Origin of the sequence: Pseudomonas sp. GOM7, from assembly GCF_026723825.1 — a bacterium.
In the GTDB taxonomy this organism is placed as follows: domain Bacteria; phylum Pseudomonadota; class Gammaproteobacteria; order Pseudomonadales; family Pseudomonadaceae; genus Aquipseudomonas.
Window position 1 is genome coordinate 1,104,349 of record NZ_CP113519.1, and the last position, 26,366, is coordinate 1,130,714.

A 26,366-nucleotide genomic window follows, 5' to 3' on the forward strand; every position below is an offset into this window, starting at 1 on the left:
TGATCTGGGGTTGACAGCGGTGGGCGAGGCGCGGACAATGCGCGCCGTTGGCTACATAGCTCAGTCGGTTAGAGCGCAGCATTCATAATGCTGATGTCCCAGGTTCAAGTCCCGGTGTAGCCACCATAAATTTCAAGGGGTTAGCGCAAGCTAGCCCCTTTTTATTTGCTCCGCTTTTTGTCTCTTTCAGCCGCACTTAGAGCGAAGCTGGCTGAATATCGCTTCGTGTGAAGGTAATGGGCGTTCCGCATCGGTAGGCGTGACCTGAAAACCCGCCAAGTGCAGACTGGCGATGTAGTTGGAACGACGCACCCTGGCGAAGTAGGCTTGTGAAAGATCTGATAAAAGCCCTTCCCCCCTAGCCGTCAGGCCACGTCCGCCAGCAAACTTTCATAGGGGATACGTAGGCCGTCATGCAGGCGTCTGATCATCGCCAGGCTCAATTTTCGCTTGCGGTTCAGCACTTCGGAAACCCGGCCACTGGAGCCAATGAATGGCTCAAGGTCGCGCGGCGTCAGGCCTTGCTGATCCATGCGAAATTTGATGGCTTCGATAGGGTCGGATGGTGGCATGGGAGCGTGCTCGTCTTCGTATTTACCCACAAGCAGAGCCAGCACTTCGAGCTCATCACCTTCAGGCGTACCAATTTCTGCGCCCCACAGCTCGTCAATGCGCGCCATCGCGGCCACGTAGTCCTGCTCGGTGCGAATGGGCTTGATGTTCATCACACAGTCTCCGCGTCAATTTTGGTCGTATTGGGCATGAGTGCCAACGAAGCGCACCTTGGCCAATTGTCGTTGATAGTCGATGGCAAGAATTATCCGGTACTTGTTTCCCGCGATGTTGAACACCACTCGACCTCCCTTGAGAATGCTGGCTGTGCGCAACTCGGCCTTCAGCTCCTGTGGTGTAAGGTATGTCGCCTTCTCCATATGCCTGTACCACTCCACCATGGGTAACTGAGCATCGGCATAAGCAGGGCTGCTCTCCCAGAATGTTCTGAGCGTCCCTCTCGAAATAACATGCACTGGATTTCTCCCATTTTGGGAGATTCTAGGTTGTCCGAACCGTAAGGGCAAGGCTCGGTGACGCCAGTGATAAGGGGCGGGGCAGGGGGCGACTGATTCATGAGCGCTTCACGCAACATTTGCCGCACTGCCTCTACCATCGCCCCCTTGTGTTCGTCGCTCCTGTTACGCCCTCTTGATCTTGAACCGGCTCAGTTCACGTTGCAGCACGGAGGCGCGTTCAGACAACTCTTTCGCCGCGACCGCACAGGCTTGTGAGTTGGACTGGTTCTTCTGCGTCACTTCGTCGATTTGCTCGAGCCCGACACTCGCCTGCTGCAGCCCCGAGGCCTGCTCGCTGGAGGCCTGGTAGATCTGCGAAACCAGGCTGGAGACCGCCGTGGTGCCGGTGACGATGCCCCTGAGCGACTCGGCGGTGCGGCCGGCGATGACCATGCCGCGCTGGGTCTTGACCGAGGAATCGGCAATCAAGGCCGAGGTCTGCTGCGCGGCTTCGGCGCTGCGTGCAGCCAGGCTGCGAACCTCGTCGGCGACCACGGCAAAACCACGGCCCAGTTCACCAGCGCGGGCTGCCTCGATGGCGGCATTGAGTGCCAGCAGGTTGGTCTGGGCCGCAATGTTGTCGATGGTGGTGATGATCGCCGTGATGTCCTTGCCCGACTTGTCGATTTCCGTCATGGCGTCGATCAGCTCGCTCATCAGCTTGTCGCTTTCACCGGCATCGGCACATGAGAGCTGTGATTGATCATCGGCTTTCTTGGCATTGCCGGCATTTTCGGTGGTCTGCGCGGCCATTTGCGTCATCACCGCGCTGATCTCGGTAATCGATGAAGCCGAGTTGGAGGCACCGTCGGACAACGACTGGCTCAGCTCGCTGACCTGAGCGGAGCTACCGGCGATCTGCGTCGCACTGCGCTGCACCTCGGAAATCAGGCCATTCAAGTTGGCGACCATCTTCTCCAGGGACATACCCAGGGTGTCCTTGGGCGAGGACAGTTGCACCTGCAGATCCAGATCCCCTTCGGAGATGCGCTCGGCGACCCGCACCTGCCGTTGCAGGCTGTCCGACATATCGTTGAGGGCATAGGCGAGTTGCCCCACTTCATCCTCGGTCTTCTGCACCAGGCGCTGAGAGAAGTCACCCAGGCTGATATTGCCTGCCAGTACCGCCGCCTCGCGGATCGGCCCGACGATTCTGGCGGCTGTCAGCCACAGCGCGACCAGAGCCAGCAGGGAAATGCCCAGGCCCACGACGATCTGCCAGATGCTGTTGTCGATACTGCGTGCCTGCAGTTCCTGCTCCAGGGCAATGGCCTGGCTCATGACCACTGCTTTGGGCAAGCGAATCAACAAGGCCCAGGGCTTGCCGGTGCGGCCTAGCTGAATCGGCACCTGCACCTCGAAGTTTTCGCTGGCCGGGTTGAGCAGGCTTTCTGCATTACCCGCCTGGATGTTCTTCAATACCTTGTCCCAGGACTCGGGCAGCAAGGTCTTGAGGGCTTGCCCGATCAGATCGCTGCGTTGGCTGTCGGCCACGATCAGGCCTTGATGGCTGAGAATCGACACACTGCCTTTGCCACCGTAAAGCTCGGCGGACATCTGCTCGCTGAGCTTCTGGATAAAGGCAATGTCGAAGTCCGCCCCTACCACGCCATGGAACTTGCCATCGGCGACAATGGGCACCGACAGGGTGGTCAGCCAGACATTCTTGCCTTGCACCACGTAGGGCAGCGGATCCAGCACGCTTTCCTTGCCGGTGTCACGCGGGCCGCTGTACCAGCCACCTTTCAGCACGCCGTTGGGGTGCTTGTCCGCCGAGTCATATTCCACCAGCGGCTGCACCGCGATCTTGCCATCGGCGCTACGCGTCCAGTACGGCGTAAAGCGCCCGGTTACCGGGTTGTTACCGTCCCGATCATTGCGGAACGCCTGATCCATACCATCCAGCGCATCCGGCTCCCAGCAGGAATAAGTGCCGTTGAATTCCGGGTTATCTTTCAGAACGCTGAGCAGTACCGTATTGATCTGCTCGCGACCCATCGCCAGCGGGCTTTGCGCTGACTTGCTGGCAGCAAAGGTATTGCCCATGGTGCGCGCCGCATCCAGCGCGTTCTGCAACTTGGCTTGAATGGCGTTGGCGCGGGATTCGGCGAGGTTCTGGAGTTCTCTGAACGTCGATTTCTCGATCAGCTTGGAAACTTCTTCCGAGACATAAGCCTCATTGGCTCGCCCACTCACGAGACCATACCCAACCAGACTGGCGGATGAGAGGAACAGGCACACACCGGCGGTGGCACATATACGTACCTGTAGCGATTTGAATTTCATAATAGCCTCGGACTTTCTAAGCCTGCATAAAAGATGGCGGCATTCGGCTCCTTTGCATAAAACTTCCACATCCCAAAAGATGTCCACGGTTACCCTGCGTCAAGGACGGATAATCCTCACGATGGCTGCAATAAGTTATCCGAAGATCAACGCTGCTTATTTTGACAGCGCCTGAGCGACTGCCATAACAAGGTCAGCGATGGGTACAGACAAAGCACTGCCCGTGGACGCGTTCTTTATTGTTGCTCCCAAAAACAGAATCAATAGCGAGTACAGGTGACCTCAGATTCAATCATGGAGGTCTTGTATTAATTCATAGCATGCAAGGGCTATCTGAGATTGACGTAGGTCAAAGTGCCATTAGGTTAAGGGAGGGGGTAGTACTGAAAGATAAGACTTTCGATCTAAAGAAGAACAACTTTGGTCGCAGCAGGGCGTTGATGAGAAAAACTGAAGGGTAAGGTCTGTGAGAAGTATTTAGTTTTAGTGGGCTGGCAGGGCTTGAACTGCCGAGTTCAAACCGCTTGCGCAGTCTTTTGTGCTGGAAAGGTTTGCCTTTTTACTTAACCGACAGCACGCAAAGGCATGAACCTCATGCTCAATTTCTTCGCCTGCCTCTGCATAGGTAACCGCTAACGCGTACTCGGTCTGCAGGTTCATCCAGAATTGAGCTGAGGTGTCGAAGTAGCGGCCTAGCCGAATAGCCGTATCAGCGGTAATGCCACGACGCTTCCGCACGATGTCATTGATGGTTGGTGCCGACACATGCAGAGCGCGAGCCAGTGCGGCTGGGGTCATGCCTAGCGGCTCAAGAAACTTTTCGCGTAGCACTTCGCCAGGGTGAACGGGGCGCATGCGTTAATCCTTAACGTTAAGCGTTAAATCGATCATGCGTGGCAAGCACCGACTGAGGCCAGTGCTTTTTACCTGTCATGGATTGCCGCACCTGGCGAGTTGGCCATCAGCGCCACCAGCGCTGGAGCAGGGCGCGCAGCGAGCGCTCACCGGGGGCGGGCGGTGGGGCGAAGCGCGGTATATCGCGCAGGGCGATCCATAGGTCGCCTTGCCATTCCAGCAGGCTAATGCGCTGGCGATCCCAGGCCATCAGCGTGCGTTTTGGTTCCTGCGCGCGATGCTCCCAGGCGTCGCGCAGGGCGGGCAGCGCCTCATGAGTGAGCCAGCGGCGCAGACTACGATTCTCGGGATGGCTGAAACGGCACAGGGCACGATAAAGCGCGGATTCGCTGAGCACCTGCACAGGTTCCGTATCGCCCTGGTGAGTGCGGAAGATCACCGTGCGTACCTGGTCGTCATCCATCAGCCGGCAGATTCGCTCCGGGTGGCGATGCCCCATCAACAGGCCGAATTCCTTGGCGCAGACCCAGGGCTGGCGGTCGATCATCACGCCACGCAGCGGGCGGTTGTGGCGCATCAGCAGCAAGGGGACATAGCTTTCTTCCATAAAGGCCTCCGTGGGTTCAGGCAGGCGCGCGTCTTGGCTGATGAGTGCCATGTCAGATGCTGAGCTGCTATGCACTTTTGCCGAGTGTTGCGTTGCGGAAACCCGCTACAGACTGGGCGCACACCAGAACAGGCATCCTCCATGTGATTGCACCTATAATCGGGCGCACCAATAGAGGTGCACTCAAGCGCACTAGATGCATGTGTACATAATACATTCATCTCGTCGGATGTACATAGAACATTTATGGTTTTTTCTAATGAGCGAAGGGATTACCGATAGAGGCCTTAGATTGCTGGAAATTGCCAGCATCAAGGCCCTGGCTGAAGCGGGAAGCACTGCCTACGTACGCTGGCAGAACATAAAGAGAGGCAAGGCTCGCATCGGCGCGAACGAGATCGAGATTCTCGGGCGAGTATTTCCTAGCTATCGGTGGTGGTTGCTTACTGGCGAAGCGATGCCGGAACATGGCCAGACCAGCCCTGATTACGACGAAGACAACCGGAACCAGAGCGGCTCAAACGAAGGGTGGGACAGAAAATAAATCTGTCCCCTTTTTCCATCACGACAAGCCACGCGAGCACTGGCTCAAGCTCAATAGATGGCGCCCACATATTCAGCGTAGGGGCCAAGCGGGCAAGCCCATCGGCGAGCGGGACAAGGCACGCAACAAGCGTATCGCCAGCCCACGCGCTCGGGTTGAACATATATTTGCCCGTCTGGCACAGATGGGCGGTAAGACGATCCGCAGCATCGGTTTGGCACGCGCGCAGTTTGGTCTGACGATCAAATCAGCGGTGTACAACCTGAAAAGGATGTCGAGCCTGCTGGAGATGGCGTGAAGATGACAGCAGGCCGGTTTATCCGGCCTGCATTACCCCCATTGCGATAGGTACTGACCGCATATCCTTTGTGCTGGGCACCTCTTCACGCCTTGTGCTTAGGTCAGAATCGGGTTTTTAGAGGTGCCCTATTGGGGGTTTATGTTTAGTCAGGTCGTCGAGTAGGTTCGTACTCATTGATTCCCGGCATGTGTAGCCGACTTGCAATTTTGCTTGCCAATCGCTGGGCCTTGTCTTTTCTAAGATCACCTACCCAGTAAAGTCTTAAACCGGTATTATCTTCAAAGTACCACTTGCCGGCTTCCTCATCTAGTTGCGCATATATTGCAGGTGCTGGCTCACCCCAAGTTCCGAATTCACGAATTTTTATATCAAATAGCTTTTCGCTAGAAGCGACTGCTCTATAATCCGATGCCCAATATAAATGAATATTAGGTTGATCAGAGCGTTCGAGGCTGGCGAAAGGGAAGGCTCGGGGCTGGTCAATGCGAACGCTATCACATCTCGGCTGAATGCACATTTGATAGTCGAAGTTCTGCCCGCGACAAATAGCAACAATAGCTCCCATGGTCAGTCTTGGGGGATTATCATTAATTTTTTTATGTAGATGCGTCCGGGTAAAATCATGCAAGAAAGCCATTTCTTTTCGCCGGGCCTCTGCCTCTCCTGCGTGTCCGTAGAGTTTTGCTATAAAGCGCTTTTCTGGATTCCTTTCTTCATCTGTAAGCCCCAGTACTTCTCGAATTATTCTAACTTTATCTGGGCCATACGAACTCACGCACTGAGCAACCAGTCGCATCTGATCCTCTGAAAATCCATGATTGCTCTGCAAGGTTTCTAGACGAGAAATACAGAGTTGATGAGAAAGGTGGTTACGTACTCCTTCGGATAACATGAGGTGATAAAGGCTATCTGCTACCAACTCTAATAGGTGCATTTCTGCATCATCAGGCTTAGGGATTAGAGCCCGATGCGCGATGAATGCTGCATCTAACCCCTCATGAAACTGCCCTAATATCTGATGGGTATGCCCACGGAGCGTACCCATTGCAGAGATTGCAGCCGCAGGCAGCAACCCGGATGAAAAGCTTGCATGGTGCTCTAAAATTGCATCTGGAAGCTCATTTAGCGGAACCGCCCCCTCATTAGCATGGGAAGGTTTATTTAACACAACAATACAAGCGTGCTCAATTCTAATTAGGTGTCCATCAAATGTTACAGTCTGTTTGGGGAAATGCTCATTAAGTTTTGTTTTTATTGCTCTCTTTACAAATCTTTGCTTTGCGGCCGTATATACGACAATGAAACGCAAGCGGCCGCCATTCAAAATATCACCTTCGACTATTTGAGAGATGGCCTCGAGGCTGGCAGTATGGTCTCCTGGGCGAAGCTCCCAGTCGAGAACCAAGACGTCCGCAACTTGTGCAATAGTTTTTATTTCATTAACAAGCGCCCCCATCTCTTGGCTAGCAGGAGGCTCGACAATTGAGCAGACCACCCCCTTTTGGGCAAATAAGCGAACTAAAGCCGGCCCGTCCAGCTCATGCGCCTCATCTTCAACAAGCTCAACAAGTTCTTCAGCTTTAGCCGCTTCTTCACCCGAAACAAGGGGGCGGGCTGAGCCTATGGAGGCGAGTGGGTTGATAGGCTCAACCTCAATGGTTGTAGTATCTTGAGGTGAGACTGATCTATACGCACGGTCATCAAAGACAACAACTGTTCTAAGGAACTGCTGGACGCACTTCTTGTAGTGATCTCGCAGTAGATCTTGCTCTGCATCCACAAGGGCAGCTAGTACAACATTACTCATCCGTAAGCACCTCTTGATCAAAAAGAGAACCTTCTTCAACTACAAAGTTAACCTTCACGAGAAACCTCGGTTCATTTTCCTTTCCGGGATTCAAGAGCTGAATATCTAATCCGTCCCTTCTCAAAGACTTGCGAGATATCGCAAGTCCCATTCCACGACCATCTTGTTTCTCGCTAAAGCCAAACTCGAAAATTTGCTCTGCGTAGCGCCATTCAATTCCCGCGCCACTATTCTGAATCCATATTCCATCTGAATTTCTACCGAGCTTGATCCAGCGAGAACCCTCTGGGCGCTTGGAAACCCAGTAGCAGGCATTATCAACAATATTGATTAGTACAGGATATATTGTTGATGGATAGGCCAGTATCACGCTGGATAATAAGCTTGAGGTGGCTTCGTACTTTATTGAATGCCTGTCAAAACGATCAGAAAATACATTCTCAATATAATTTGCTATTTCCCCTCCGCTAAGTTCCATTTCGCTGCGGTACATTCGCCGATCCAATGGGGTGAACAATGAGAGGTATTCTTCCAAGTGAGCGAAGCCAGAGTGCAGTCCATTAAAAAGCCCTCTCAAGGCAGGGGTCTTTTCTGCCCAAGGTCGAAGATTACGTATGTCCTTTTTCACGCCTCTGGCCACAGCATCAAACTCATGCTGAACCACGCCAAGAGCCATGCCAATTTGAGCCCAATACATGGCATCACTCAAGTCTTCCCGAAGGCTATTGTTTTGACCTTCCAAAGCAGCACTAAAATCATCTGGAAGAAGACCATCGCTCACATCTTCACTTAGAGACTCTAGCTGCTGTCTCATATGAGAAAGAAAATCGCGCTCTTTAGTCGCAGCAAACTCGATTTTCTGCTGTAAAGATGACTGAAAATCAATTAGGTCTAGATCACTAAATTTGTCTATATTGGTTCGGTCAAAATCAGACATCGCATCTTGAACAGAATTGCGGAATCGTTGCAAGCTCAAATCAATTCCACGCTGCAGTGCGCCAGTAGATTGATTCATGCTTTCCCGCGCCGAGTCGCGATCCTTGCGAACCAGTTTCTCCATTTCCTCTTTTCTGCTATTTATGCCATCACGAAGCAGTAGTCTTCTATTTATTGCGCCTCCGCGCTCTTTGAGAACTTCGGCTAGGCAGCCTTGCAGGCGAGCCTCTAAAGGAGAATAGATTGATGCTTCTAATTCGTCTTGTAATACTCTGTATCTTGCCCAGTCCGACTCGCTGCTCTTTGATAAGCCAATGCCTCTAGGGCGACTTATTCGAGATCCATTTCTGAGACTTCCTAGTCCGTCTCTCAGCTCTCGCTCCGCTCTTTGTAGTTCGCGCCCCATAAGGTCTGGATCGCTATAAGCCATAATAGATTTCAGTCTAGAGGACAGTTTTTCCTCAAACGCCTCTGCTCGCCTCTTTGGCAAGCCATCTTCTACATCTTTAAAGAAACTATCCAGTGACTCTTGGAGCTTGGCTTTTTTCTTTGAAACCTGCTTTTCCCGCTTTTTTAATAGCTCATTTTGGCGATCCATTTCCTCTCGCATGCGATTAAATTCATCGCCCAAGGGGGCATCTTTCCTGAAAAAATCCTTAGCAAGAGACATTAAGAAGTTTTCCAAAACTGCCCTAAACTGGCGAAATGCAGCATTTTCCTGGAAACCTTCTCGACCGGCTTTCTCTCGTAAGGCTTGGTTGCTGGTATTGTCGAGGATAATAGCACCCAGCATTCTGCGGAAAGAGAAAAACCAATCCTTCGCTGCTTTGTTTCTTCGCTGTTCTATTCGGAGAAAATCATGCTCAATTTCACCATATGGCAGTATTCTAATGCCATCTCGATATACATAGAGGCCGCCATGCTTCGCCAGCTTTGCATTTAGTCGCTCATGATCGTGCGACTCTAAAAGAGACTGGTGAGAGAACCCCTGAGAGTAACCAAACCTAATTCTAAAGGGGCCACATTGTAATGGGGAGGATGCTGGGTAGCTTAGTGTATAAGAGACTGCTGGCTTGTTGAATATTTTTACAGTACCCGTAAATTTTCCATACTCATCAAAACGTCCATCAAATTGATGGTCAGCCATTTCAAAGTCTTCAGGGCAGATGAAAGCACGCTCATCTATTAGGTCGGAAAAATCTCCAATACGCTTATGATCCCTAAAGCATGCTTTAATTGGTGGAACACCAAGGTCAGGAAAAATAGTATTAGCAAAGCCGACTAGCAGGGTTTGCAGCTTGGAGGGCCTTTTGTCGCCTAGCTGCCCATCATCCTCTAAGTCTATATCCAATATGGAATCATATGGTCTTATTATGAAGTGAGTGCCAAAGCCGGCCTTCTCCACGCTCGGGTTTTCAGACCCTGTCTCGGGTGGGACGGCCATGGACAAGCCTGCATATACATCTTTGGGAGAAAATCGCATTAAAGAAAGATCAGCCTCTATCTTTGATCTGGCTTCCCCAGTAAGATTTGGTTGCAGGCTGTCTAAGCTATCTAGAATGGCATCCACCATGCCATCCATGTCTGATTTCTCTGGAAGCGTGCCAGCGTTGAAGGTCTTTACCGGGACGACAATTCTATCTAAGCCAACACCAGGGATTTCAAACAGTCCCCAGTGTACTAGAGCCGCAACCAAATCATGTAATCCATCAGCGCGGTTCGCTCGGGTTAGTACTAATACTGCTGGGCCGATAATAGCTATAGCAAGTCGTCCGATGCCTTTTTCACCTAGGACATGCCGCTCTTGCATTCCATGCTCACCAAGCCATGGTGCGGTATTTATCTTGGAGCCTAACTTGCTCTCAGTTCCTACTGTAAGCCACCGCTGCAAGAAGTCGTCATATGTCATTCCAATCCCGTTATCACGAAGGACAAACATCCTCTGCTCTCGAAGGACGTCGACCTCTACGTTACGAGCAAATGCATCATATGAATTCTTAAATAACTCGTGAATTGCGGAAGGCACGCCCGCAATCTGCTGGCGCCCCAGCATATCGACAGCCCTAGCCCTTACCTGCATTTGAGCTAGAGAGATACCTAGACCAGGTTTGAGATTTGAATCCACCATATAACTCGTCCCTGTACTGAATATTCAAATTTTTTACTACAATAGAAGTAAGTAGTAATTAAAAGCTGGTTGAAGAAATCAAAATAGCGGTTTTTACATTGGATAGAGGTTGTCTAGCTGCCGTCAGCTAAAGTACGTCACACCCCTAGATACTCAGCTATTTAGTTTTTCTTATCCGTCCTTGTGTAGCTGTAGTCGTGGAGTAAAGTATTTCGTGCGTTCATTACCACTGTACATCCCCGCCAGCCCCAATCAGCAAGAGTGGCTGCCCGCTCAGTCCAGATGCGGTTGCTAGTGAGCTTTCTATCCACCAGCTCTCCTGAGTTTTCGGGATCGTACCGTGATTTGAGCAACTATGCCAAAAACATCCGTCCACGAAGATTGTGACCTTTTTACCTGTTAAGGCGATGTCGATGTTCGAGCGCCCCAGAGTCCCAGAGCCACGACCTTAGGTCTGGAATGGGTACGATACCGTAGCCCAGCGGCAAACAGCAGCTTGCGCAGAGCCAAATCTAGGGCCGTGTCTTTAATACGCACATGCTTCATCACGACTTACCCCACTTCCGAAGGCGGTGGGAGTCTAGACAGTGGAAGCTTTGTCCTAGGTCAGGCTTGGAGTGCTGCCTTCAAGCTTGATGCAATGTTGCGCATCATTTCCGGCGGCACTGCGTTACCAATTTGTGTGGCTACTTGGCTGGCGTTCCCATGGAATACGTAGCTATCCGGGAAGGTTTGAAGTCGAGCAGCCTCTCGCAAAGTGATGGCCCGGTTTTGTTCGGGATGAGCATATCTACCCCGGGTTATATCCGTGCAGCCTGTAGTAAGTGTTGGCGCGATACTGTTCCAGGCCATACGGCCGTAGGTATCCGAGAAGGAGCCCTTCTTCGTGGTGTTCTTATGGCAAGCGAGCTGCAGATTCGGAGGTAAAGACTCACGGCCACCACCGTCAATGGGGATGTGCCGTAGACGCTCAATGTTCAGCGGCGAATGCTTGCGGGCGTAATGGAGAGGGTCAGCACCTGCTGATTCACGGCCCACGGGAGGCGATGGGAGGTCACGAATAACTTCGCCAACCGTCTTCTTGCCGGTTCGTGCAATGCTTGTCGCCTTTTCAAGCGAAACGCCTTTTGCAGCGACAAGGATCATTCGAGTGCGCCTTTGCGGGACTCCCAATTCCGACGCATCCACGCGCATCGGTTCGGCCACTACGTACCTCTCTTCGCGGAGCCAAGCAGTGAAGCCGTCGAAGATGTCGGTAGAGGCCAACCCAGGAACATTCTCTAGGAACACGAGCGAAGGCTCGAAGCGCTTGATGAACTTTTGGGACTCTTCAACTAGGTTGTTTCGGGAGTCGTCCTTGCTCTTATGGCGATTCTGGCTGCTGAAGGGCTGGCAGGGAGCGCACACCACCAACAGGTCAAGCTTGCCTGGTATGAGGTCAGCGAACTCTTCGGGGCTGGCCTCGCGGATGTCTTTCTCGAGCAAGCGTACTTCAGGGTGGTTCGCTCGATAGGTGCGACATGCGCCTGCGTCGAAATCGACAGCTCCCGCCACCTTGAACCCGGCTTGCTTCAGTCCCAAGGAGACTGCACCTGATCCGCAGAACAGATCCAGAGCAATGGGCTTTTGAGAGCGCTTGGCCATGAGGGTATCCCCAACGAAATAGTGTGTGTCCTACACCCAAAATCGTGACGGGTAACGGGAACAGAATCTGCCGGGAATACTAGGCGCAAGTAACTGTAGAGTCTAGGTTTTTGCGGGTTACTGCCGCACTAGAAGGCACCGAGACACCTGCATTATGAGCCCCTCACAGCTTCCGGTTTGGTGACTACATTTGGTTTTTTTGTAAAGCTGTGTAGCAACAAGCGAGGCTAGGCTCTCGGCGCCGCGCCACGTGGCATTCATTGGAGCAGTGGGGCGGTTCGTAGTGGATTCATAATTTCCAGTCCGCACACCAGCCCACCCCAACAATTCCCCATCCCAAAAACAACAAAACCCCGCTTTCGCGGGGTTCTGTCTATGCACTACCTACAACGATCAAACGTTAAAGCGGAAGTGCATCACGTCGCCGTCCTTGACGATATAGTCCTTGCCTTCCAGGCGCCATTTGCCGGCTTCCTTGGCGCCGGCTTCGCCCTTGTAGGCGATGAAGTCGTCGTAGGCGACCACTTCGGCGCGGATAAAGCCTTTTTCGAAATCGGTGTGGATCACGGCGGCGGCCTGCGGGGCGGTGGCGCCGACGCGGACGGTCCAGGCACGCACTTCCTTCACGCCAGCGGTGAAGTAGGTCTGCAGGTTGAGCAGCGAGTAACCGGCGCGGATCACGCGGTTCAGGCCCGGCTCTTCCATGCCCATGGTTTCGAGGAACATCTGCATCTCTTCGAGATCGTCCAGTTCGGCGATCTCGGCTTCGATCTTGTTGCACACCGGCACGACGATGGCGCCTTCTTCTTCGGCGATGGCGTTGACCACGTCGAGGTGCGGGTTGTTCTCGAAGCCGTCTTCGGCGACGTTGGCAATGTACATCACCGGCTTGGTGGTAAGCAGGTGGAAGCTCCTGGCCAGGCGCTTCTCTTCGTCACCCAGGTTCTTCAGCAGGCTGCGCGCCGGCTTGCCTTCGGTGAGGTGGGGGATGAATTTCTCCAGCAGGGCCTTTTGCGCCACGGCTTCCTTGTCGCCGCCCTTGGCAGTGCGAGCGACGCGCTGCAGTTGCTTCTCGCAGCTATCGAGGTCGGCCATGATCAGTTCGAGGTCGATGATCTCGATGTCGCGCTTGGGGTCGACGCTGTTGGCGACGTGGATGACGTTCTCGTCCTCGAAGCAGCGCACCACGTGGGCGATAGCGTCGGTTTCGCGGATGTTGGCGAGGAACTTGTTGCCCAGGCCTTCACCCTTGGACGCACCCGCTACCAGGCCGGCGATGTCGACGAATTCCATGGTGGTGGGGATGACGCGCTCGGGTTTGACGATCTCGGCCAGGGCGTCCAGGCGGGCGTCGGGCATGGGTACGATGCCGCTGTTCGGCTCGATGGTGCAGAAGGGGAAGTTCTCCGCCGCGATGCCGGATTTGGTGAGGGCGTTGAACAGGGTGGACTTGCCGACGTTGGGCAGGCCGACGATGCCGCAGTTGAATCCCATGGGGTGACCCTCGGTGAAAGGTGGTTACTGGGTAGCCTTCTGGCTATGCAGTTTGCGCATGGCCACGGTCCAGTCGCCGGCGAGTATTTCCGGCAGGACGTCCAAGGCGAAGTCGATGCTCTTGTCGAGCAGTTCCTGTTCGCCGCGTGGGGCGCGCCCGAGCACGTAGCCGGAAACCAGGCTGGCGTGCCCCGGGTGGCCGATGCCGAGGCGCAGGCGATGGAAGTTATTCTGGTTGCCGAGCTGGGCGATGATGTCGCGCAGGCCGTTGTGCCCGCCGTGGCCGCCGCCCTGTTTGAGCTTGGCGACGCCGGGTGGCATGTCGAGTTCGTCGTGGGCCACCAGGATCTCTTCAGGCTTGAGCTTGAAGAAATTGGCCAAGGCCGCCACGGCCTGGCCGCTGCGGTTCATGTAGGTGGTGGGGATGAGCAGACGAACTTCGCGCCCCTGGTGGTCGAATTTGCCCACCAGGCCGAAATATTTGCGATCCACAGCAAGGTTGACGCGCTGGCTGGCTGCCACGCGCTCAACGAAAAGGGCCCCTGCATTGTGCCGGGTCTGGTCGTATTCGGGGCCGGGGTTACCCAGGCCAACGATCAGTTTTACGGCAGTCATACAGGAGCCCTTTCGAGAACATGGCCCGGCGTGATCGCATGCCGGGCCTGCTACTGACGATTACTCGGCAGCGCCTTCTTCACCGGCCGCTTCTTCACGAACGCGCGGCAGGTGGATGCTGGCTACCGGCAGGTCGCTGCCGTGGGCCAGAGCAACCAGCTCGACGCCTTTCGGCAGTTTGATGTCGGACAGGTGAACGGTCTGGTCAACAGCGACGTTGGCCATGTCGACTTCGATGAATTCCGGCAGGTCTTTCGGCAGGCAGGACACTTCGACTTCGTTCAGGGCGTGCAGGATTTCGCCGCCGCCTTTCTTGACGCCAACGGCGCTGGCTTCGTTGAGGAAGTGCAGCGGTACGTGGGCGGTCAGCTTCTGGCCGGCGATGACGCGCTGGAAGTCAGCGTGCAGCACGAAGCCTTTGGCCGGGTGGCGTTGCAGGGCCTTGATCAGGACGCTTTCCTTGGTGCCGGCAACGTCCAGGGTCAGAACGTGGCTGAAGGCCGCTTCGTTTTCCAGCAGCTTGGCCAGGTCTTTGGCCAGCAGGCTGATCGATTGCGGGGCTTTTTCGCCGCCGTAGATCACGGCAGGCACCATGGACACGTTACGACGCAGGCGGCGGCTCGCACCTTTCCCCAGGTCGGAACGCACTTCGGCATTCAGGGCAAATTCAACAGTCATTTCACTTCTCCAAAATAACCAAACCGCCTACAGGCTTGCGACCAGCCTTGGGCGGTAGGGCAAAAAGCCCCGCACGAGGCGGGGCGCTTAACGTCAGCGGGTTCCTTAACGGAACATCGCGCTGATCGATTCTTCGTTGCTGATGCGGCGAACCGCTTCGGCGACGACCGGGGCGATGTCGAGCTGGCGAATGCGCGAGCAGGACTGTGCCGCAGCGGACAGCGGGATGGTGTTGGTCACCACCAGCTCGTCCAGCGAGGAATTCTCGATGTTCTCGATGGCGCGGCCGGACAGCACCGGGTGGGTGCAGTAGGCGTACACCTTGGCGGCGCCGCGATCCTTCAGGGCCTTGGCCGCGTGGCACAGGGTGCCGGCGGTGTCGACCATGTCGTCGACCAGGATGCAGGTACGGCCTTCGACGTCACCGATGATGTGCATGACTTCGGACTGGTTGGCCTTCTCGCGACGCTTGTCGATGATCGCCAGGTCGACGCCGAGGCTCTTGGCCACGGCACGGGCGCGTACCACGCCGCCGATGTCGGGGGAGACGATCATCAGGTTCTCGAAACGCTGGTCTTCGATGTCGTCGACCAGTACCGGGGAGCCGTAGATGTTGTCCACCGGAATGTCGAAGAAGCCCTGGATCTGGTCAGCGTGCAGGTCGACGGTGAGCACGCGGTCGATGCCGACCACGGTGAGCATGTCGGCAACCACTTTGGCGCTGATCGCCACACGCGCGGAACGCGGACGGCGATCCTGGCGGGCGTAACCGAAGTAGGGGATGACTGCAGTGATACGAGTGGCCGAGGAACGGCGGAAGGCGTCGGCCATCACTACCAGTTCCATCAGGTTGTCGTTGGTGGGTGCACAGGTCGGCTGGATCAGGAAGACGTCCTTGCCGCGGACGTTCTCGTTGATTTCGATCATGACTTCGCCGTCGGAGAACCGACCGACCGAAGCGTCGCCGAGGGGAATGTGCAGCTGACGAACGATCCGTCGCGCCAGATCGGGGTTGGCGTTCCCCGTGAAGACCATCATCTTGGACACGCGCAGTACCTGCCGGCTGAGGGTATACCTGGATGGGTATGGAAAATGGCAGGGGCGGCTGGATTCGAACCAACGCATGGCAGGATCAAAACCTGCTGCCTTACCGCTTGGCGACGCCCCTATATTCTGTGTCGAATGTCGTGCGATCCGGTTGTCGATGCCTCCCGAGGGAGGTTATGGCAGGGGCGGCTGGATTCGAACCAACGCATGGCAGGATCAAAACCTGCTGCCTTACCGCTTGGCGACGCCCCTGTATCGTATAACCGAATGTCGAACATTCACTTCTTGGCCAATGCTTGGAGCTTGCGGTGCAACATCGAGATGTTGCGACCTTGAGCGACAAAGCTCGGCAGAGTGCCTGGAAGTTGGCGGGCGACTTTATCAGCATCGTCCCGATTTGGGAAGCTCCCAAATACGCAAGCTCCAGTGCCGGTCAATCTAGCTGGAACGAATTTGTTCAGCAAGATCAAAGCGTTACGAACTGCTGGGTAACGCTTCTCGACGACCGGCTGGCAGTCGTTACGACCACCCCCCGCAAGAAGGCTGCGAACTTTAATGGGCGGCGTATCCCGTGTCAACTCGGGTGCGCCGAAAACTTCTGCTGTGCTTACAAAGACTTGCGGCACGGCGACGAGGAACCAGGGTTCGTCCAGTTCCACCGGCGTCAGGCGCTCGCCAACGCCCTCGGCGAAGGCCGCGTGGCCGCGCACGAATACCGGCACGTCGGCGCCCAGGGCCAGGCCCAGTTCGGCCAGGCGATCCTCGCCCAGTTGGGTGTGCCACAGGTGGTCGAGGCCGAGCAGGGTGGTGGCGGCATCCGAGCTGCCGCCGCCGATACCGCCGCCCATGGGCAGGCGCTTGTCCAGCCAGATATCGGCGCCGAGCTGGGTGCCACTGGCCTCTTGCAGGCGGCGGGCCGCACGCACGATCAGGTTGCTGTCGTGCGGTACGCCTTCGATGGGCGTGTGCAGGCGGATCTCGCCGTCCTGGCGCAGGCTGAAGCCGAGTTCATCGCCGTGGTCGAGGAACTGGAACAGGGTCTGCAGCTCGTGATAGCCGTCGGCGCGGCGGCCGAGGATATGCAGCATCAGGTTGAGCTTGGCGGGGGCGGGCAGGATCAGTTCGGCGTGGGCGGGGATGGCGGTGGTCATGAGTAATTCGGCGGCGGCAGATATAGCCCGGAATTTTGGGCATGGTGGAGAGCGTCCCCGGATTGCATCCGGGCTACGGCTTTTAGCACCTTTGGGTGGTTTGTGGGAGTGTGATTTGGTAGTCGCGTGCGGGTTTGGCCCCCTCTCCCTAGCCCTCTCCCCGAGGGGAGAGGGGATTGGTTCGGTGTGGCTGGGGGCTTTGGGTGTACGCCGGTTGCCCTTGGCTCCCCTCTCCCGCATGCGGGGCGTAAGCGGAAATAGCGAAGCACTGCTTCGCCCGCTGAAGCGCCCTGAGCTTTGCGAAGGGCCGGGGCGCAGGGCGGGGGCTGGGGGAGAGGGCGTGTTGTAGCCCGGATGCAATCCGGGGATTGGGAGCGCCGGATTTCCCGGATTTCATCCGGGCTACGGCAATGGTGCGCGCAGCGCACCCTACGAGGCTTAGCCTGCTGCCGCGTTTGGCCCCCTCTCCCTAGCCCTCTCCCCGAGGGGAGAGGGGATGGTTCGGCGTGGCGGAGGTTTGGATATACGCCGGTTGGCTGTCGTGGTCAGGCTTTGGCTCCCCTCTCCCGCTTGCGGGGCGTAAGCGGAAATAGCGAAGCACTGCTTCGTCCGCTGAAGCGCCCTGAGCTTTGCGAAGGGCCGGGGCGCAGGGCGGGGGTTGGGGGAGAGGGCGTGTTGTAGCCCGGATGCAATCCGGGGATTGGGAGCGCCGGGTTTCCCGGATTTCATCCGGGCTACGGCAATGGTGCGCGCAGCGCACCCTACGAGGCTGAGCCTGCTTCGGCGTCTGGCCCCCTCTCCCTAACCCTCTCCCTAACCCTCTCCCCGAGGGGCGAGGGGATTGGTTCGGAGTGGCGGAGGTTTGGGGGTACGCCGGTTGGCTTGGGCTCCCCTCTCCCGCTTGCGGGGCGTAAGCGGAAATAGCGAAGCACTGCTTCGCCCGCTGAAGCGCCCTGAGCTTTGCGAAGGGCCGGGGCGCAGGGCGGGGGCTGGGGGAGAGGGCGTGTTGTATCCTGCCGCCAAGGCTCTACTACTGCCCCAACTGACGCGGTTGCCAGTCCTTGATTACCAGGGTGATGTCCAGATCCTGCCCGTGGAGTTTCAGGCGCTCGGGCAGGGCGTAGCCGTTCTGTTCGGTGTAGCTGAGGTATTCGACCTGCCAGCCGTCCTGCTCCAGGCGGGCCAGGTGGCTGGCGCCGTCGAGGGTGATGTGGCTCTTGCTGCCGGGCGCCGGCAGGCCGCGAATCCACCAGAGCAGGTTGGACACCGGCAGATCCAGGCGCAGTTGCTCACGCAGCAGGGCTTCCGGCGACTCGGCCTGGTAGCGGCCACGGTTGGCCACTTCCAGCACGATATCGCCCGGGCGGCCGGTCAGGCGCGCCGCGCCGCCACCGAGCGGGCCGGACAGGCGGATGTCGTAGTAGTCCTGGCGTTGCAGCCAGAACAGCGTGGCGCTGCCAGAGTCGCGCGGGGCACGAATGCCGATCTTGCCGCTGATCTGCCAGCCATCGAGCTGGGTGATCTGCTGCTTGTGGGCTTGCCATTGCTCGCGATTGCCCTGGCCCTCCACGGTCTCTTGGGAGGTCAGGCCGGCGCAGCCGGCGAGCAGGGCGATAAGGCTGAAGGTAAGAAGGTGGCGCAACATCAGGGAGTCTCGGAACCTGTCAGGCGCAGCAGGGTGCTGCGCAGGATTGAGCTGTTGGGGGTGCTCTTGAGGGCTTCGCGCCAGACGCGGCGGGCTTCGTCTTGCTTGCCTTGAGCCCAGAGCACTTCACCCAGGTGGGCGGCGACTTCGTGGTCGGGGAATTTCTTCAGGGCCTGGCGCAGCAGGCGCTCGGCTTCGGCCAGGTTACCCAGGCGGTAGTTGACCCAGCCGAGGCTGTCGAGGATGGCCGGGTCGTCCGGGTTGAGCTGGTGGGCCCTTTCGATCAGCGCGCGGGCTTCGTCGTAGCGCGTGGTACGGTCGGCCAGGGTGTAACCCAGGGCGTTGAGGGCCATGGCGTGTTCCGGCTCACGCTCGATGATGAAGCGCAGGTCGGTTTCCAGTCGCGCCAGGTCATCGCGTTTCTCCGCCAGCATGGCGCGGGTGTAAAGCAGATTGAGTTCGTCGGGGAACTGATCCAGGCCCTGGTTGATCACCGTCCAGGCGGCTTCGACCTGGTTGGCGTTGCTCAAGGTCTCGGCCTCCAGCAGGTAGAGCTGGATGGCGTAGTCGGGCTGGGCATCGCGGGCTTTGGCCAGGCGTCGGGAGGCTTCGTCGTAGCGGCCAGCGCTGACCAGAATCTCGGCCTGGCGTTGCTGCGCCGGGAGGAATTCATTACCCGGGCCGACCTGGGCGTATTCGAGCAGGGCGCTGTCGTTGTCCTTCAGTTCCTCGTAGGCGCGGCCCAGGTTGTAGTGGGCGGCATCGACATGGCTGCTGCGCTCGACCAGCTCGTCCAGATAGACGATGGCTTCTTCCCAGGCCTCGGCTTCCAGGCAGACCAGGGCCAGAGAAAAGCGCAGGTCATCGTCGTTGGGGTTTTCCTGCACCAGCTTGGAGAACTCGCCCTTGGCGTCGTCCAGGCGGTCGTGTTCCACCAGCAGGCGCGCGTAGGTCAGGCGCAGGCGCTTGTCCTCGGGGTTCTGACGGATGCCCTTTTCCAGCAGCGGCAGGGCTTCCTCGCCACGACCGAGGCTCTGCAGCAGGCGTGCGCGCAGCAGCAGCGGAGACACCTCACGGGAGCTGGCGGGCTGCTCTTCGAGCAGGCTCAGGGCCTCTTCGGAACGGCCGTCCTCCTGCAGGAGGATGGCCTTGCCGAACAGTAACTGGCTGTTGTCCGGGTGCTTGGCCAGCAGGCGGTCGAAACCCTGCAGCAGGCCGGCGCGGGTGTCCGGGTCGGTTTCCGCCGCGGACAGGGCGAGGAAGTCGAAGTGGGTATTGCCCTGGCGTTGCAGCACCTGCTCCATGAAGGTCATGGATTCGTCGTAACGACCGGCGCGCGCCAGTTGTACGGCGGCGGCGCGCTGCGCGTCGATGTCGTTCGGTGCGGCATCGGCCCAGATCAGCGCGGTTTCCAGCGCGGCCTCGTCAGCGCCGAGGTATTCGGCGATGCGGAAGGCGCGTTCGGCCACACCGGGGTCGCGGGTGGTCTCGGCCTGCTGCACGTAGTTGCCGAGAGCAATGTCGAAGCGGTTGCGCTGCCCGGCCAGCTCGGCGGCGAGCAGTGAGAAGAGGGTCTCTTCGCTGAACGAGCCGTACTCGTCCGGCGCAGGTTTGGCCGCCTGATCGGCTTCCTGCACCGGCGGGGTGCCGTCCGGCTCCTGCGGCGCGAAGGCCTGGCAGCCGCTGAGTAGGGCGAATGCGGTAAGTAACGCGAGGGGTCTGTTCATAGTGCCTTGTCGTGCTTGATGGCGGGCGCGGGCGCTGCTTCGTCGATGCGGCCCTGCCCTGGCGACTGTCGCGGCATCATGACACAAGCCTCGGGGCAAGCCCATGGGGCGCGTGATCGATCCGTGATGTCGCGGGCCGTCTATTGGGACAATAGGTTGTGGGAGTTGTTCTCGCCGAGGCGAAGTAGGACAATTGCCGGCTTCCGTATTGCCCCTCAGCGACTCTGCATGGCCTTCATCGCCCTCGGTATCAACCACAAGACCGCCTCGGTAGAGGTGCGCGAGCGCGTGGCCTTCACCCCGGAGCAACTGGTCGAGGCGCTGCGCCAGTTGTGCCAGCTGACGTCCAGCCGCGAGGCGGCGATCCTCTCCACCTGCAATCGCAGCGAGCTGTATCTGGAGCAGGAGCATTTCCAGGCCGATGAGGTGCTCAGGTGGTTGGCCGACTACCATCGCCTGAGCCTGGACGAGCTGCGCGCCTGCGCCTACGTGCACAGCGACAATGACGCGGTGCGGCACATGATGCGTGTGGCCTGCGGGCTGGATTCGATGGTGCTGGGTGAGCCGCAGATCCTCGGCCAGCTCAAGTCCGCCTACGCCGTGGCGCGTGAGGCCGGCACCATCGGGCCGCTGCTGGGGCGCCTGTTCCAGGCCACCTTCAGCACTGCCAAGACCGTGCGCACCGACACCGCCATCGGCGAGAACCCGGTGTCGGTGGCCTTCGCCGCAGTGAGCCTGGCCAAGCAGATCTTCGCCGACCTGCACCGCAGCCAGGCGCTGCTGATCGGCGCTGGCGAGACCATCAGCCTGGTGGCGCGCCACCTGCATGATCAGGGCATCAAGCGCATCGTCGTCGCCAACCGCACGCTGGAGCGCGCCAGCCAGTTGGCCGAGCAGTTCGGTGCCCATGCGGTGCTGCTGTCGGACATTCCCGACGAGCTGGCGCACAGTGACATCGTCATCAGCTCCACCGCCAGCCAGTTGCCGATCCTTGGCAAGGGTGCGGTGGAAAGTGCGCTGAAGAAGCGCAAGCACAAGCCGATCTTCATGGTCGACATCGCCGTGCCGCGCGATATCGAACCGCAGGTGGGCGAGCTGGACGACGTCTACCTCTATACCGTCGATGACCTGCACGAGGTCATCGAGGAAAACCTCAAGAGCCGCCAGGGCGCGGCGCAGGCCGCCGAGGAGCTGGTGGCCGCCGGCACCGACGATTTCATGCAGCGCCTGCGCGAGCTGGCTGCGGTGGATGTGCTCAAGGCCTACCGTCAGCAAGCCGAGCGCCTGCGCGACGAGGAGCTGGCCAAGGCCCAGCGCATGCTGGTCAACGGCGCCAACCCCGAAGACGTGCTGGCGCAACTGGCCCGTGGCCTGACCAACAAACTGCTGCACGCACCCAGCGTGCGCATGAAGAAACTCACCGCCGAGGGGCGCGTCGATGCGCTCAGCCTGGCTCAGGAATTGTTCGCCCTCGACGAGGGCGCGCCGCAGGACAAAGGTCTGCAATGAAAGCTTCACTGTTGAACAAGCTGGACAACCTCAGCGACCGCTTCGAGGAACTCACGGCGCTGCTCGGCGACGCCGAGGTGATCGCCAAGCAGAGCCAGTTCCGCGCCTATTCCAAGGAATACGCCGAGATCGAGCCGGTGATCGCCACCTTCCGCGAGCTGCGCAAGGTGCAGAGTGACCTCGAAGGCGCGCAGGCGCTGCTCAAGGACAGCGATGCCGACATGCGCGAGATGGCCGAGCAGGAAGTGGCCGAGGCCCGCGATGCCCTGGTCATTCTGGAAGACAAGCTGCAACGTATGCTGCTGCCCAAGGACCCCAACGACGGGCGCAACGTTTACCTGGAAATCCGCGCCGGCACCGGCGGCGACGAGGCGGCGATCTTCTCCGGCGACCTGTTCCGCATGTATTCGCGCTATGCCGAGAAGCAGGGCTGGCGCGTCGAGGTGCTGTCGGCCAACGAAGGCGAGCATGGCGGCTTCAAGGAAGTGATTGCACGCGTCGAAGGCGACAACGTCTACGCCAAGCTCAAGTTCGAGTCTGGCGCCCACCGTGTGCAGCGCGTGCCGGAGACCGAATCCCAGGGCCGTATCCACACCTCCGCCTGCACCGTGGCGGTGTTGCCGGAGCCGGACGAACAGGCAGCCATCGAGATCAACCCGGCCGACCTGCGTGTCGATACCTACCGCAGCTCCGGCGCCGGTGGTCAGCACGTCAACACCACCGACTCGGCCATCCGCATTACCCACATTCCCACCGGCACCGTGGTGGAATGCCAGGAAGAGCGCTCGCAGCACAAGAACCGCGCCAAGGCCATGGCCTGGCTGGCGGCCAAGCTGCAGGATCAGCAGGAAGCGGCAGCGCACAAGGAAATCTCCGAGACGCGCAAGCTGCTGGTGGGCTCCGGCGATCGCTCCGAGCGCATCCGCACCTACAACTTCCCGCAGGGCCGAGTGACTGACCACCGCATCAACCTGACCCTGTATTCGCTGAACGAAGTGATCGCCGGCGGCGTGGAAGCGGTGATCGAACCGCTGCTGGCCGAATACCAGGCCGACCAGTTGGCGGCGCTGGGAGATTAGGGGCAGTGGCAAGCTGCAAGCTGCAAGCTTCAAGCCGCAAGCTAAAGCCTCGTAGGGTGCGCTGTGCGCACCATTACCGTAGCCCCGACCCTCCCCGTGAGAGAACCATAAGCTACAAGCCGCAACCGAATACGGGCCAACTTGTCGCTTGAAGCTTGCCGCTTGAGGCTTTAACGCATGTCCACCATCGCAACCCTGCTCGCCACCGCCGACCTGCCCGATTCGCCCACGCCACGCCTGGACGCCGAGCTGCTGCTGGCCGCCGCTCTGGGCAAGCCGCGCAGCTACCTGCGCACCTGGCCAGAGCGCGAGCTGGAGGCGGATCAACTGGCGCAGTTCCAGGCGAATCTGCAGCGCCGCCGCCAGGGCGAGCCGGTGGCCTATATCCTCGGCCAGCAAGGCTTCTGGAGCCTGGAACTGGAAGTGGCGCCGCACACCCTGATCCCGCGTCCGGACACCGAACTGCTGGTGGAAACCGCCCTCGCGCTGCTGCCGGCCACGCCCCTGGCGGCGCTGGATCTGGGTACCGGCACGGGCGCCATTGCCCTGGCCCTGGCCAGCGAACGCCCGGCCTGGCAGGTGACCGGCGTGGATCGAGTGGCGGACGCCGTGGCCTTGGCCGAGCGCAATCGCCAGCGGCTGCAACTGGATAACGCAGCGTTCGTGCACAGCCATTGGTTCTCGGCTCTGGCTGGGCAACGCTACGGCCTGATCCTGAGCAATCCGCCCTATATCCGCGCCGATGACCAGCACCTCGAGCAGGGCGACGTGCGCTTCGAGCCGAGCAGCGCGCTGGTGGCCGGCCGTGATGGGCTGGACGATATCCGCGCGATCATCCAGGCTGCGCCGGCGCACTTGCTGTCGGGCGGCTGGCTGCTGCTGGAGCACGGCTTCGACCAGGCCGAGGCCGTGCGCGAATTGCTGGCCGCCGCTGGTTTCGTCGAGGTGCACAGTCGGCGTGACCTGGGAGGCCATGAACGTATCAGTCTGGGGCGTTTCGACCATGAGTGAAGCAATGCTGAACGATGACGAACTGCTGCGCTATAGCCGACAGATCCTGCTGAAGCAGATCGATATCGAGGGGCAACTGCGTCTGAAACAGGCCCGTGTGCTGATCGTCGGCCTGGGAGGGCTGGGCTCGCCCGTGGCGCTGTACCTGGCGGCTGCCGGTGTCGGCGAACTGCACCTGGCCGACTTCGATACGGTGGATCTGACCAACCTGCAGCGGCAGATCGCCCACGACAGCAGCAGCGTCGGCCAGACCAAGGTGGATTCGGCCATGGCGCGGCTGGCGGCACTCAACCCGCACATAACGCTGGTGCCGCAGCGTCAGGCCCTGGATGCCGATTCGCTGGCTGCCGCTGTCAGTGGCGTCGACCTGGTGCTGGACTGCTCGGACAATTTCACCACCCGCGAAGCGGTCAACGCTGCTTGTTTCAAGGCAGGCAAGCCGCTGGTGTCCGGCGCGGCGATCCGCCTGGAAGGCCAGCTATCGGTGTTCGACCCACGTGATGTTGCCAGTCCCTGCTACCACTGCCTCTATGGCCACGGCAGCGAGGCCGAGCTGACCTGCAGCGAGGCCGGTGTGGTCGGCCCGCTGGTGGGGCTGGTGGGCAGCCTGCAAGCACTGGAAGCGCTCAAGCTGCTGGCCGGTTTCGGCGAGCCGCTGGTGGGGCGCCTGCTGCTGATCGATGCGCTGGGCAGTCGTTTCCGTGAGCTACGGGTCAAGCGCGACCCGGCCTGCGAGGTGTGCGGCAATGGCCAGTGAGGCGCCGGTTGGCGTGTTCGACTCCGGCGTCGGGGGGCTGTCGGTATTGCGCGAGATTCGCCAACTGCTGCCGAGCGAGTCGCTGCTCTACGTCGCCGACAGTGGTCATGTGCCTTATGGCGAGAAGAGCCCGCAATACATCCTCGAACGCTGCGTGCTGATCACCGAACACCTGCTGGCGCAGGGCGCCAAGGCGCTGGTGCTGGCCTGCAATACGGCCACCGCCGCCGCCGCTGCCGAGTTGCGCGAGCGTTATCCACAGGTGCCTATCGTCGGCATGGAGCCGGCGGTGAAACCGGCGGCGGCAGCCACACGCAGCGGCGTGGTCGGGGTACTGGCTACCACCGGCACGCTGAAGAGCGCCAGGTTCGCTGCCTTGCTCGACCGCTTCGCCAGCGATGTGCGGGTGCTCACCCAGCCTTGTCCGGGGCTGGTGGAATGTATCGAGGCAGGAGCGCTGCAGGCGCCGGCCACGCGCGAATTGTTGCAGGGCTACGTGGCGCCGCTGCTGGCCGAGGGCTGCGATACCCTGATTCTGGGGTGCACCCACTATCCGTTCCTGCGTCCGCTGTTGCAGGAGCTGGTGCCGCCGTCGGTGACCCTGATCGATACCGGTGCTGCCGTGGCACGGCATTTGCGCACCGTGCTCGAACAGCGCGAGCTGCTGGCCGCTGGCCCGGCGCTGCCGACGCGTTACTGGAGCAGTGGTGAGATCGCGCAACTTTGCCGAGTTTTGCCGGTTTTGCTGCATGAACAGGCAGAAGTACTTGCGATATAGTGAATTTTTTCCGATAAGGTTTTCTTTGATATCGGATACTTCTATATGTTTTTAAGAGCTTGATGAAACCCTCTCACAGAAAAGGAATTACTCATGAAGACGTTGTATGCCTTTGCTGCAGCTACAGCCCTTGCGTTCGGAACCATGGGGGCTGCGCAGGCGGCGGATGTGACCGCTGCCATCGGCCAGAGTGGCGACTCCACCATGGTCTACCGCCTGGGGGCGCAGTGGGACTGGAACCATAGCTGGCTCGAGAGCAGCTATGGCCGTCTGACCGGCTATTGGGATCTGGGTTACACCTACTGGGATGGCGACGAAACGGCGAGCAATCACAGCCTTTCCTTCGCGCCGGTGTTCGTCTACGAGTTCGCCGGGCAGAACGTGCGGCCGTACATCGAGGCCGGTATCGGCGTGGCAGCGTTCTCCAGCACCGAGCTGGAGAGCAATGACCTGGGCTCGTCCTTCCAGTTCGAGGATCGTCTGGGCTTCGGTCTGCGTTTCGCCGGGCAGGAGATCGGCCTGCGTGCCATCCACTACTCCAACGCCGGCCTCAAGCAGCCCAACGATGGCACCGAGGCCTATACCGTGCATTACCGCACGAGCTTCTAAGCAGTCGATCGGCAAGCCATAGCGCCGCGCTCCCCAACAGGGAGTCGCGGCGTTTTTCTTCCCCGAACCAGCCGTATAGCGCCTTTCG

Annotated in this window: 22 protein-coding genes, 3 tRNA genes and 3 pseudogenes; 8 read left to right on the plus strand and 20 right to left on the minus strand. The window is 58.8% G+C overall.

Features of this window, described 5'->3' with window-relative positions; genetic code table 11:
• Positions 1–49 precede the first annotated feature (49 nt).
• Positions 50–126, plus strand: a tRNA-Met gene (locus tag OU800_RS05000).
• Between the two features lie 60 nt (positions 127–186).
• On the opposite strand, the gene OU800_RS05005 is transcribed toward OU800_RS05000, so the two are convergent.
• The 7 genes and pseudogenes from OU800_RS05005 to OU800_RS05030 form a co-directional block, all read right to left on the minus strand.
• Entirely contained in the window at positions 187–312 is a 126-nt protein-coding gene (locus OU800_RS05005; RefSeq protein WP_330221404.1) for a YhfG family protein, read from the minus strand.
• A gap of 53 nt (positions 313–365) precedes the next feature.
• Positions 366–725, minus strand: coding sequence for a helix-turn-helix domain-containing protein (locus OU800_RS05010; RefSeq protein ID WP_268181669.1), 360 nt, complete (start codon positions 723–725; stop codon positions 366–368).
• Positions 725–1,028: pseudogene (locus tag OU800_RS05015) on the minus strand (type II toxin-antitoxin system HigB family toxin). Before OU800_RS05015 ends, OU800_RS05010 begins: the two are co-directional and overlap by 1 nt.
• 165 nt (positions 1,029–1,193) lie before the next feature.
• Complete coding sequence (locus OU800_RS24195; RefSeq protein ID WP_442964761.1) at positions 1,194–2,099, minus strand: methyl-accepting chemotaxis protein; 906 nt, start codon at positions 2,097–2,099, stop codon at positions 1,194–1,196.
• 42 nt (positions 2,100–2,141) lie between these two features.
• Positions 2,142–3,356 (minus strand): annotated as a pseudogene (locus OU800_RS24200) (PDC sensor domain-containing protein); the annotation flags it as partial.
• 570 nt (positions 3,357–3,926) lie between these two features.
• Positions 3,927–4,211 (minus strand): annotated as a pseudogene (locus OU800_RS05025) (HigA family addiction module antitoxin); the annotation flags it as partial.
• Between the two features lie 106 nt (positions 4,212–4,317).
• Positions 4,318–4,818, minus strand: coding sequence for a BRO-N domain-containing protein (locus OU800_RS05030; RefSeq protein ID WP_268181672.1), 501 nt, complete (start codon positions 4,816–4,818; stop codon positions 4,318–4,320).
• Positions 4,819–5,285: 467 nt separating this feature from the next.
• Here OU800_RS05030 and OU800_RS05035 point away from each other — a divergent pair, with 467 nt between their 5' ends.
• Entirely contained in the window at positions 5,286–5,660 is a 375-nt protein-coding gene (locus OU800_RS05035) for a transposase (protein ID WP_268181674.1), read from the plus strand.
• Positions 5,661–5,805: 145 nt separating this feature from the next.
• Here the strand turns inward: OU800_RS05035 and OU800_RS05040 are convergent, their stop codons facing one another.
• From OU800_RS05040 to OU800_RS05095, 13 genes are all read right to left on the minus strand, one after another.
• Entirely contained in the window at positions 5,806–7,470 is a 1,665-nt protein-coding gene (locus tag OU800_RS05040) for a response regulator receiver domain (protein WP_268181676.1), read from the minus strand.
• Positions 7,463–10,531, minus strand: coding sequence for an ATP-binding protein (locus OU800_RS05045; RefSeq protein WP_268181678.1), 3,069 nt, complete (start codon positions 10,529–10,531; stop codon positions 7,463–7,465). Before OU800_RS05045 ends, OU800_RS05040 begins: the two co-directional genes overlap by 8 nt.
• 402 nt (positions 10,532–10,933) lie before the next feature.
• Entirely contained in the window at positions 10,934–11,080 is a 147-nt protein-coding gene (locus tag OU800_RS24205; protein WP_442964737.1) for a hypothetical protein, read from the minus strand.
• 60 nt (positions 11,081–11,140) lie between these two features.
• Positions 11,141–12,178, minus strand: a complete 1,038-nt coding sequence (locus OU800_RS05050; protein ID WP_268181680.1) for a DNA cytosine methyltransferase — start codon at positions 12,176–12,178, stop codon at positions 11,141–11,143.
• A gap of 393 nt (positions 12,179–12,571) precedes the next feature.
• Positions 12,572–13,672, minus strand: coding sequence for a redox-regulated ATPase YchF (gene ychF, locus OU800_RS05055; protein WP_268181682.1), 1,101 nt, complete (start codon positions 13,670–13,672; stop codon positions 12,572–12,574).
• 24 nt (positions 13,673–13,696) lie between these two features.
• Positions 13,697–14,287: an aminoacyl-tRNA hydrolase gene (gene pth / locus OU800_RS05060; RefSeq protein WP_268181684.1), complete on the minus strand. Its 591-nt coding sequence runs from the start codon at positions 14,285–14,287 to the stop codon at positions 13,697–13,699.
• A 60-nt stretch (positions 14,288–14,347) separates the two neighbouring features.
• On the minus strand, positions 14,348–14,965 hold the full coding sequence (locus tag OU800_RS05065; RefSeq protein WP_268181685.1) for a 50S ribosomal protein L25/general stress protein Ctc: 618 nt from the start codon (positions 14,963–14,965) through the stop codon (positions 14,348–14,350).
• 105 nt (positions 14,966–15,070) lie between these two features.
• Complete coding sequence (locus tag OU800_RS05070; RefSeq protein WP_268181687.1) at positions 15,071–16,012, minus strand: ribose-phosphate pyrophosphokinase; 942 nt, start codon at positions 16,010–16,012, stop codon at positions 15,071–15,073.
• Between the two features lie 46 nt (positions 16,013–16,058).
• A tRNA-Gln gene (locus OU800_RS05075) sits at positions 16,059–16,133 on the minus strand.
• 56 nt (positions 16,134–16,189) lie between these two features.
• Positions 16,190–16,264 (minus strand) — tRNA-Gln (locus tag OU800_RS05080).
• Positions 16,265–16,290: 26 nt separating this feature from the next.
• A complete protein-coding gene (gene ispE, locus OU800_RS05085) occupies positions 16,291–17,163 on the minus strand; it encodes a 4-(cytidine 5'-diphospho)-2-C-methyl-D-erythritol kinase (protein ID WP_268181688.1) in 873 nt (290 codons plus the stop codon).
• A gap of 1,030 nt (positions 17,164–18,193) precedes the next feature.
• Positions 18,194–18,811 (minus strand): lipoprotein insertase outer membrane protein LolB, encoded by a 618-nt coding sequence (lolB, locus tag OU800_RS05090; protein ID WP_268184194.1) that lies wholly within the window; start codon positions 18,809–18,811, stop codon positions 18,194–18,196.
• Positions 18,808–20,535, minus strand: coding sequence for a tetratricopeptide repeat protein (locus tag OU800_RS05095; RefSeq protein ID WP_268181690.1), 1,728 nt, complete (start codon positions 20,533–20,535; stop codon positions 18,808–18,810). Before OU800_RS05095 ends, lolB begins: the two co-directional genes overlap by 4 nt.
• A 228-nt stretch (positions 20,536–20,763) precedes the next feature.
• Between OU800_RS05095 and hemA the strand changes: the two genes are divergently transcribed.
• From hemA to OU800_RS05125, 6 genes are all read left to right on the plus strand, one after another.
• Complete coding sequence (hemA, locus tag OU800_RS05100) at positions 20,764–22,044, plus strand: glutamyl-tRNA reductase (RefSeq protein WP_268181692.1); 1,281 nt, start codon at positions 20,764–20,766, stop codon at positions 22,042–22,044.
• Positions 22,041–23,123, plus strand: coding sequence for a peptide chain release factor 1 (prfA, locus tag OU800_RS05105; protein WP_268181694.1), 1,083 nt, complete (start codon positions 22,041–22,043; stop codon positions 23,121–23,123). The genes hemA and prfA overlap by 4 nt, the downstream gene beginning before the upstream one ends.
• Positions 23,124–23,300: 177 nt before the next feature.
• Complete coding sequence (prmC, locus tag OU800_RS05110; RefSeq protein WP_268181696.1) at positions 23,301–24,134, plus strand: peptide chain release factor N(5)-glutamine methyltransferase; 834 nt, start codon at positions 23,301–23,303, stop codon at positions 24,132–24,134.
• A gap of 4 nt (positions 24,135–24,138) precedes the next feature.
• On the plus strand, positions 24,139–24,891 hold the full coding sequence (locus tag OU800_RS05115; RefSeq protein WP_268184196.1) for a molybdopterin-synthase adenylyltransferase MoeB: 753 nt from the start codon (positions 24,139–24,141) through the stop codon (positions 24,889–24,891).
• Positions 24,881–25,669 carry a glutamate racemase gene (murI, locus tag OU800_RS05120; RefSeq protein WP_268181697.1) on the plus strand — a complete coding sequence of 263 codons (789 nt, stop codon included), beginning with the start codon at positions 24,881–24,883 and terminating at the stop codon, positions 25,667–25,669. The genes OU800_RS05115 and murI overlap by 11 nt, the downstream gene beginning before the upstream one ends.
• A gap of 93 nt (positions 25,670–25,762) precedes the next feature.
• A complete protein-coding gene (locus tag OU800_RS05125; RefSeq protein WP_268181699.1) occupies positions 25,763–26,278 on the plus strand; it encodes an acyloxyacyl hydrolase in 516 nt (171 codons plus the stop codon).
• The last annotated feature ends 88 nt before the right edge of the window (positions 26,279–26,366 follow it).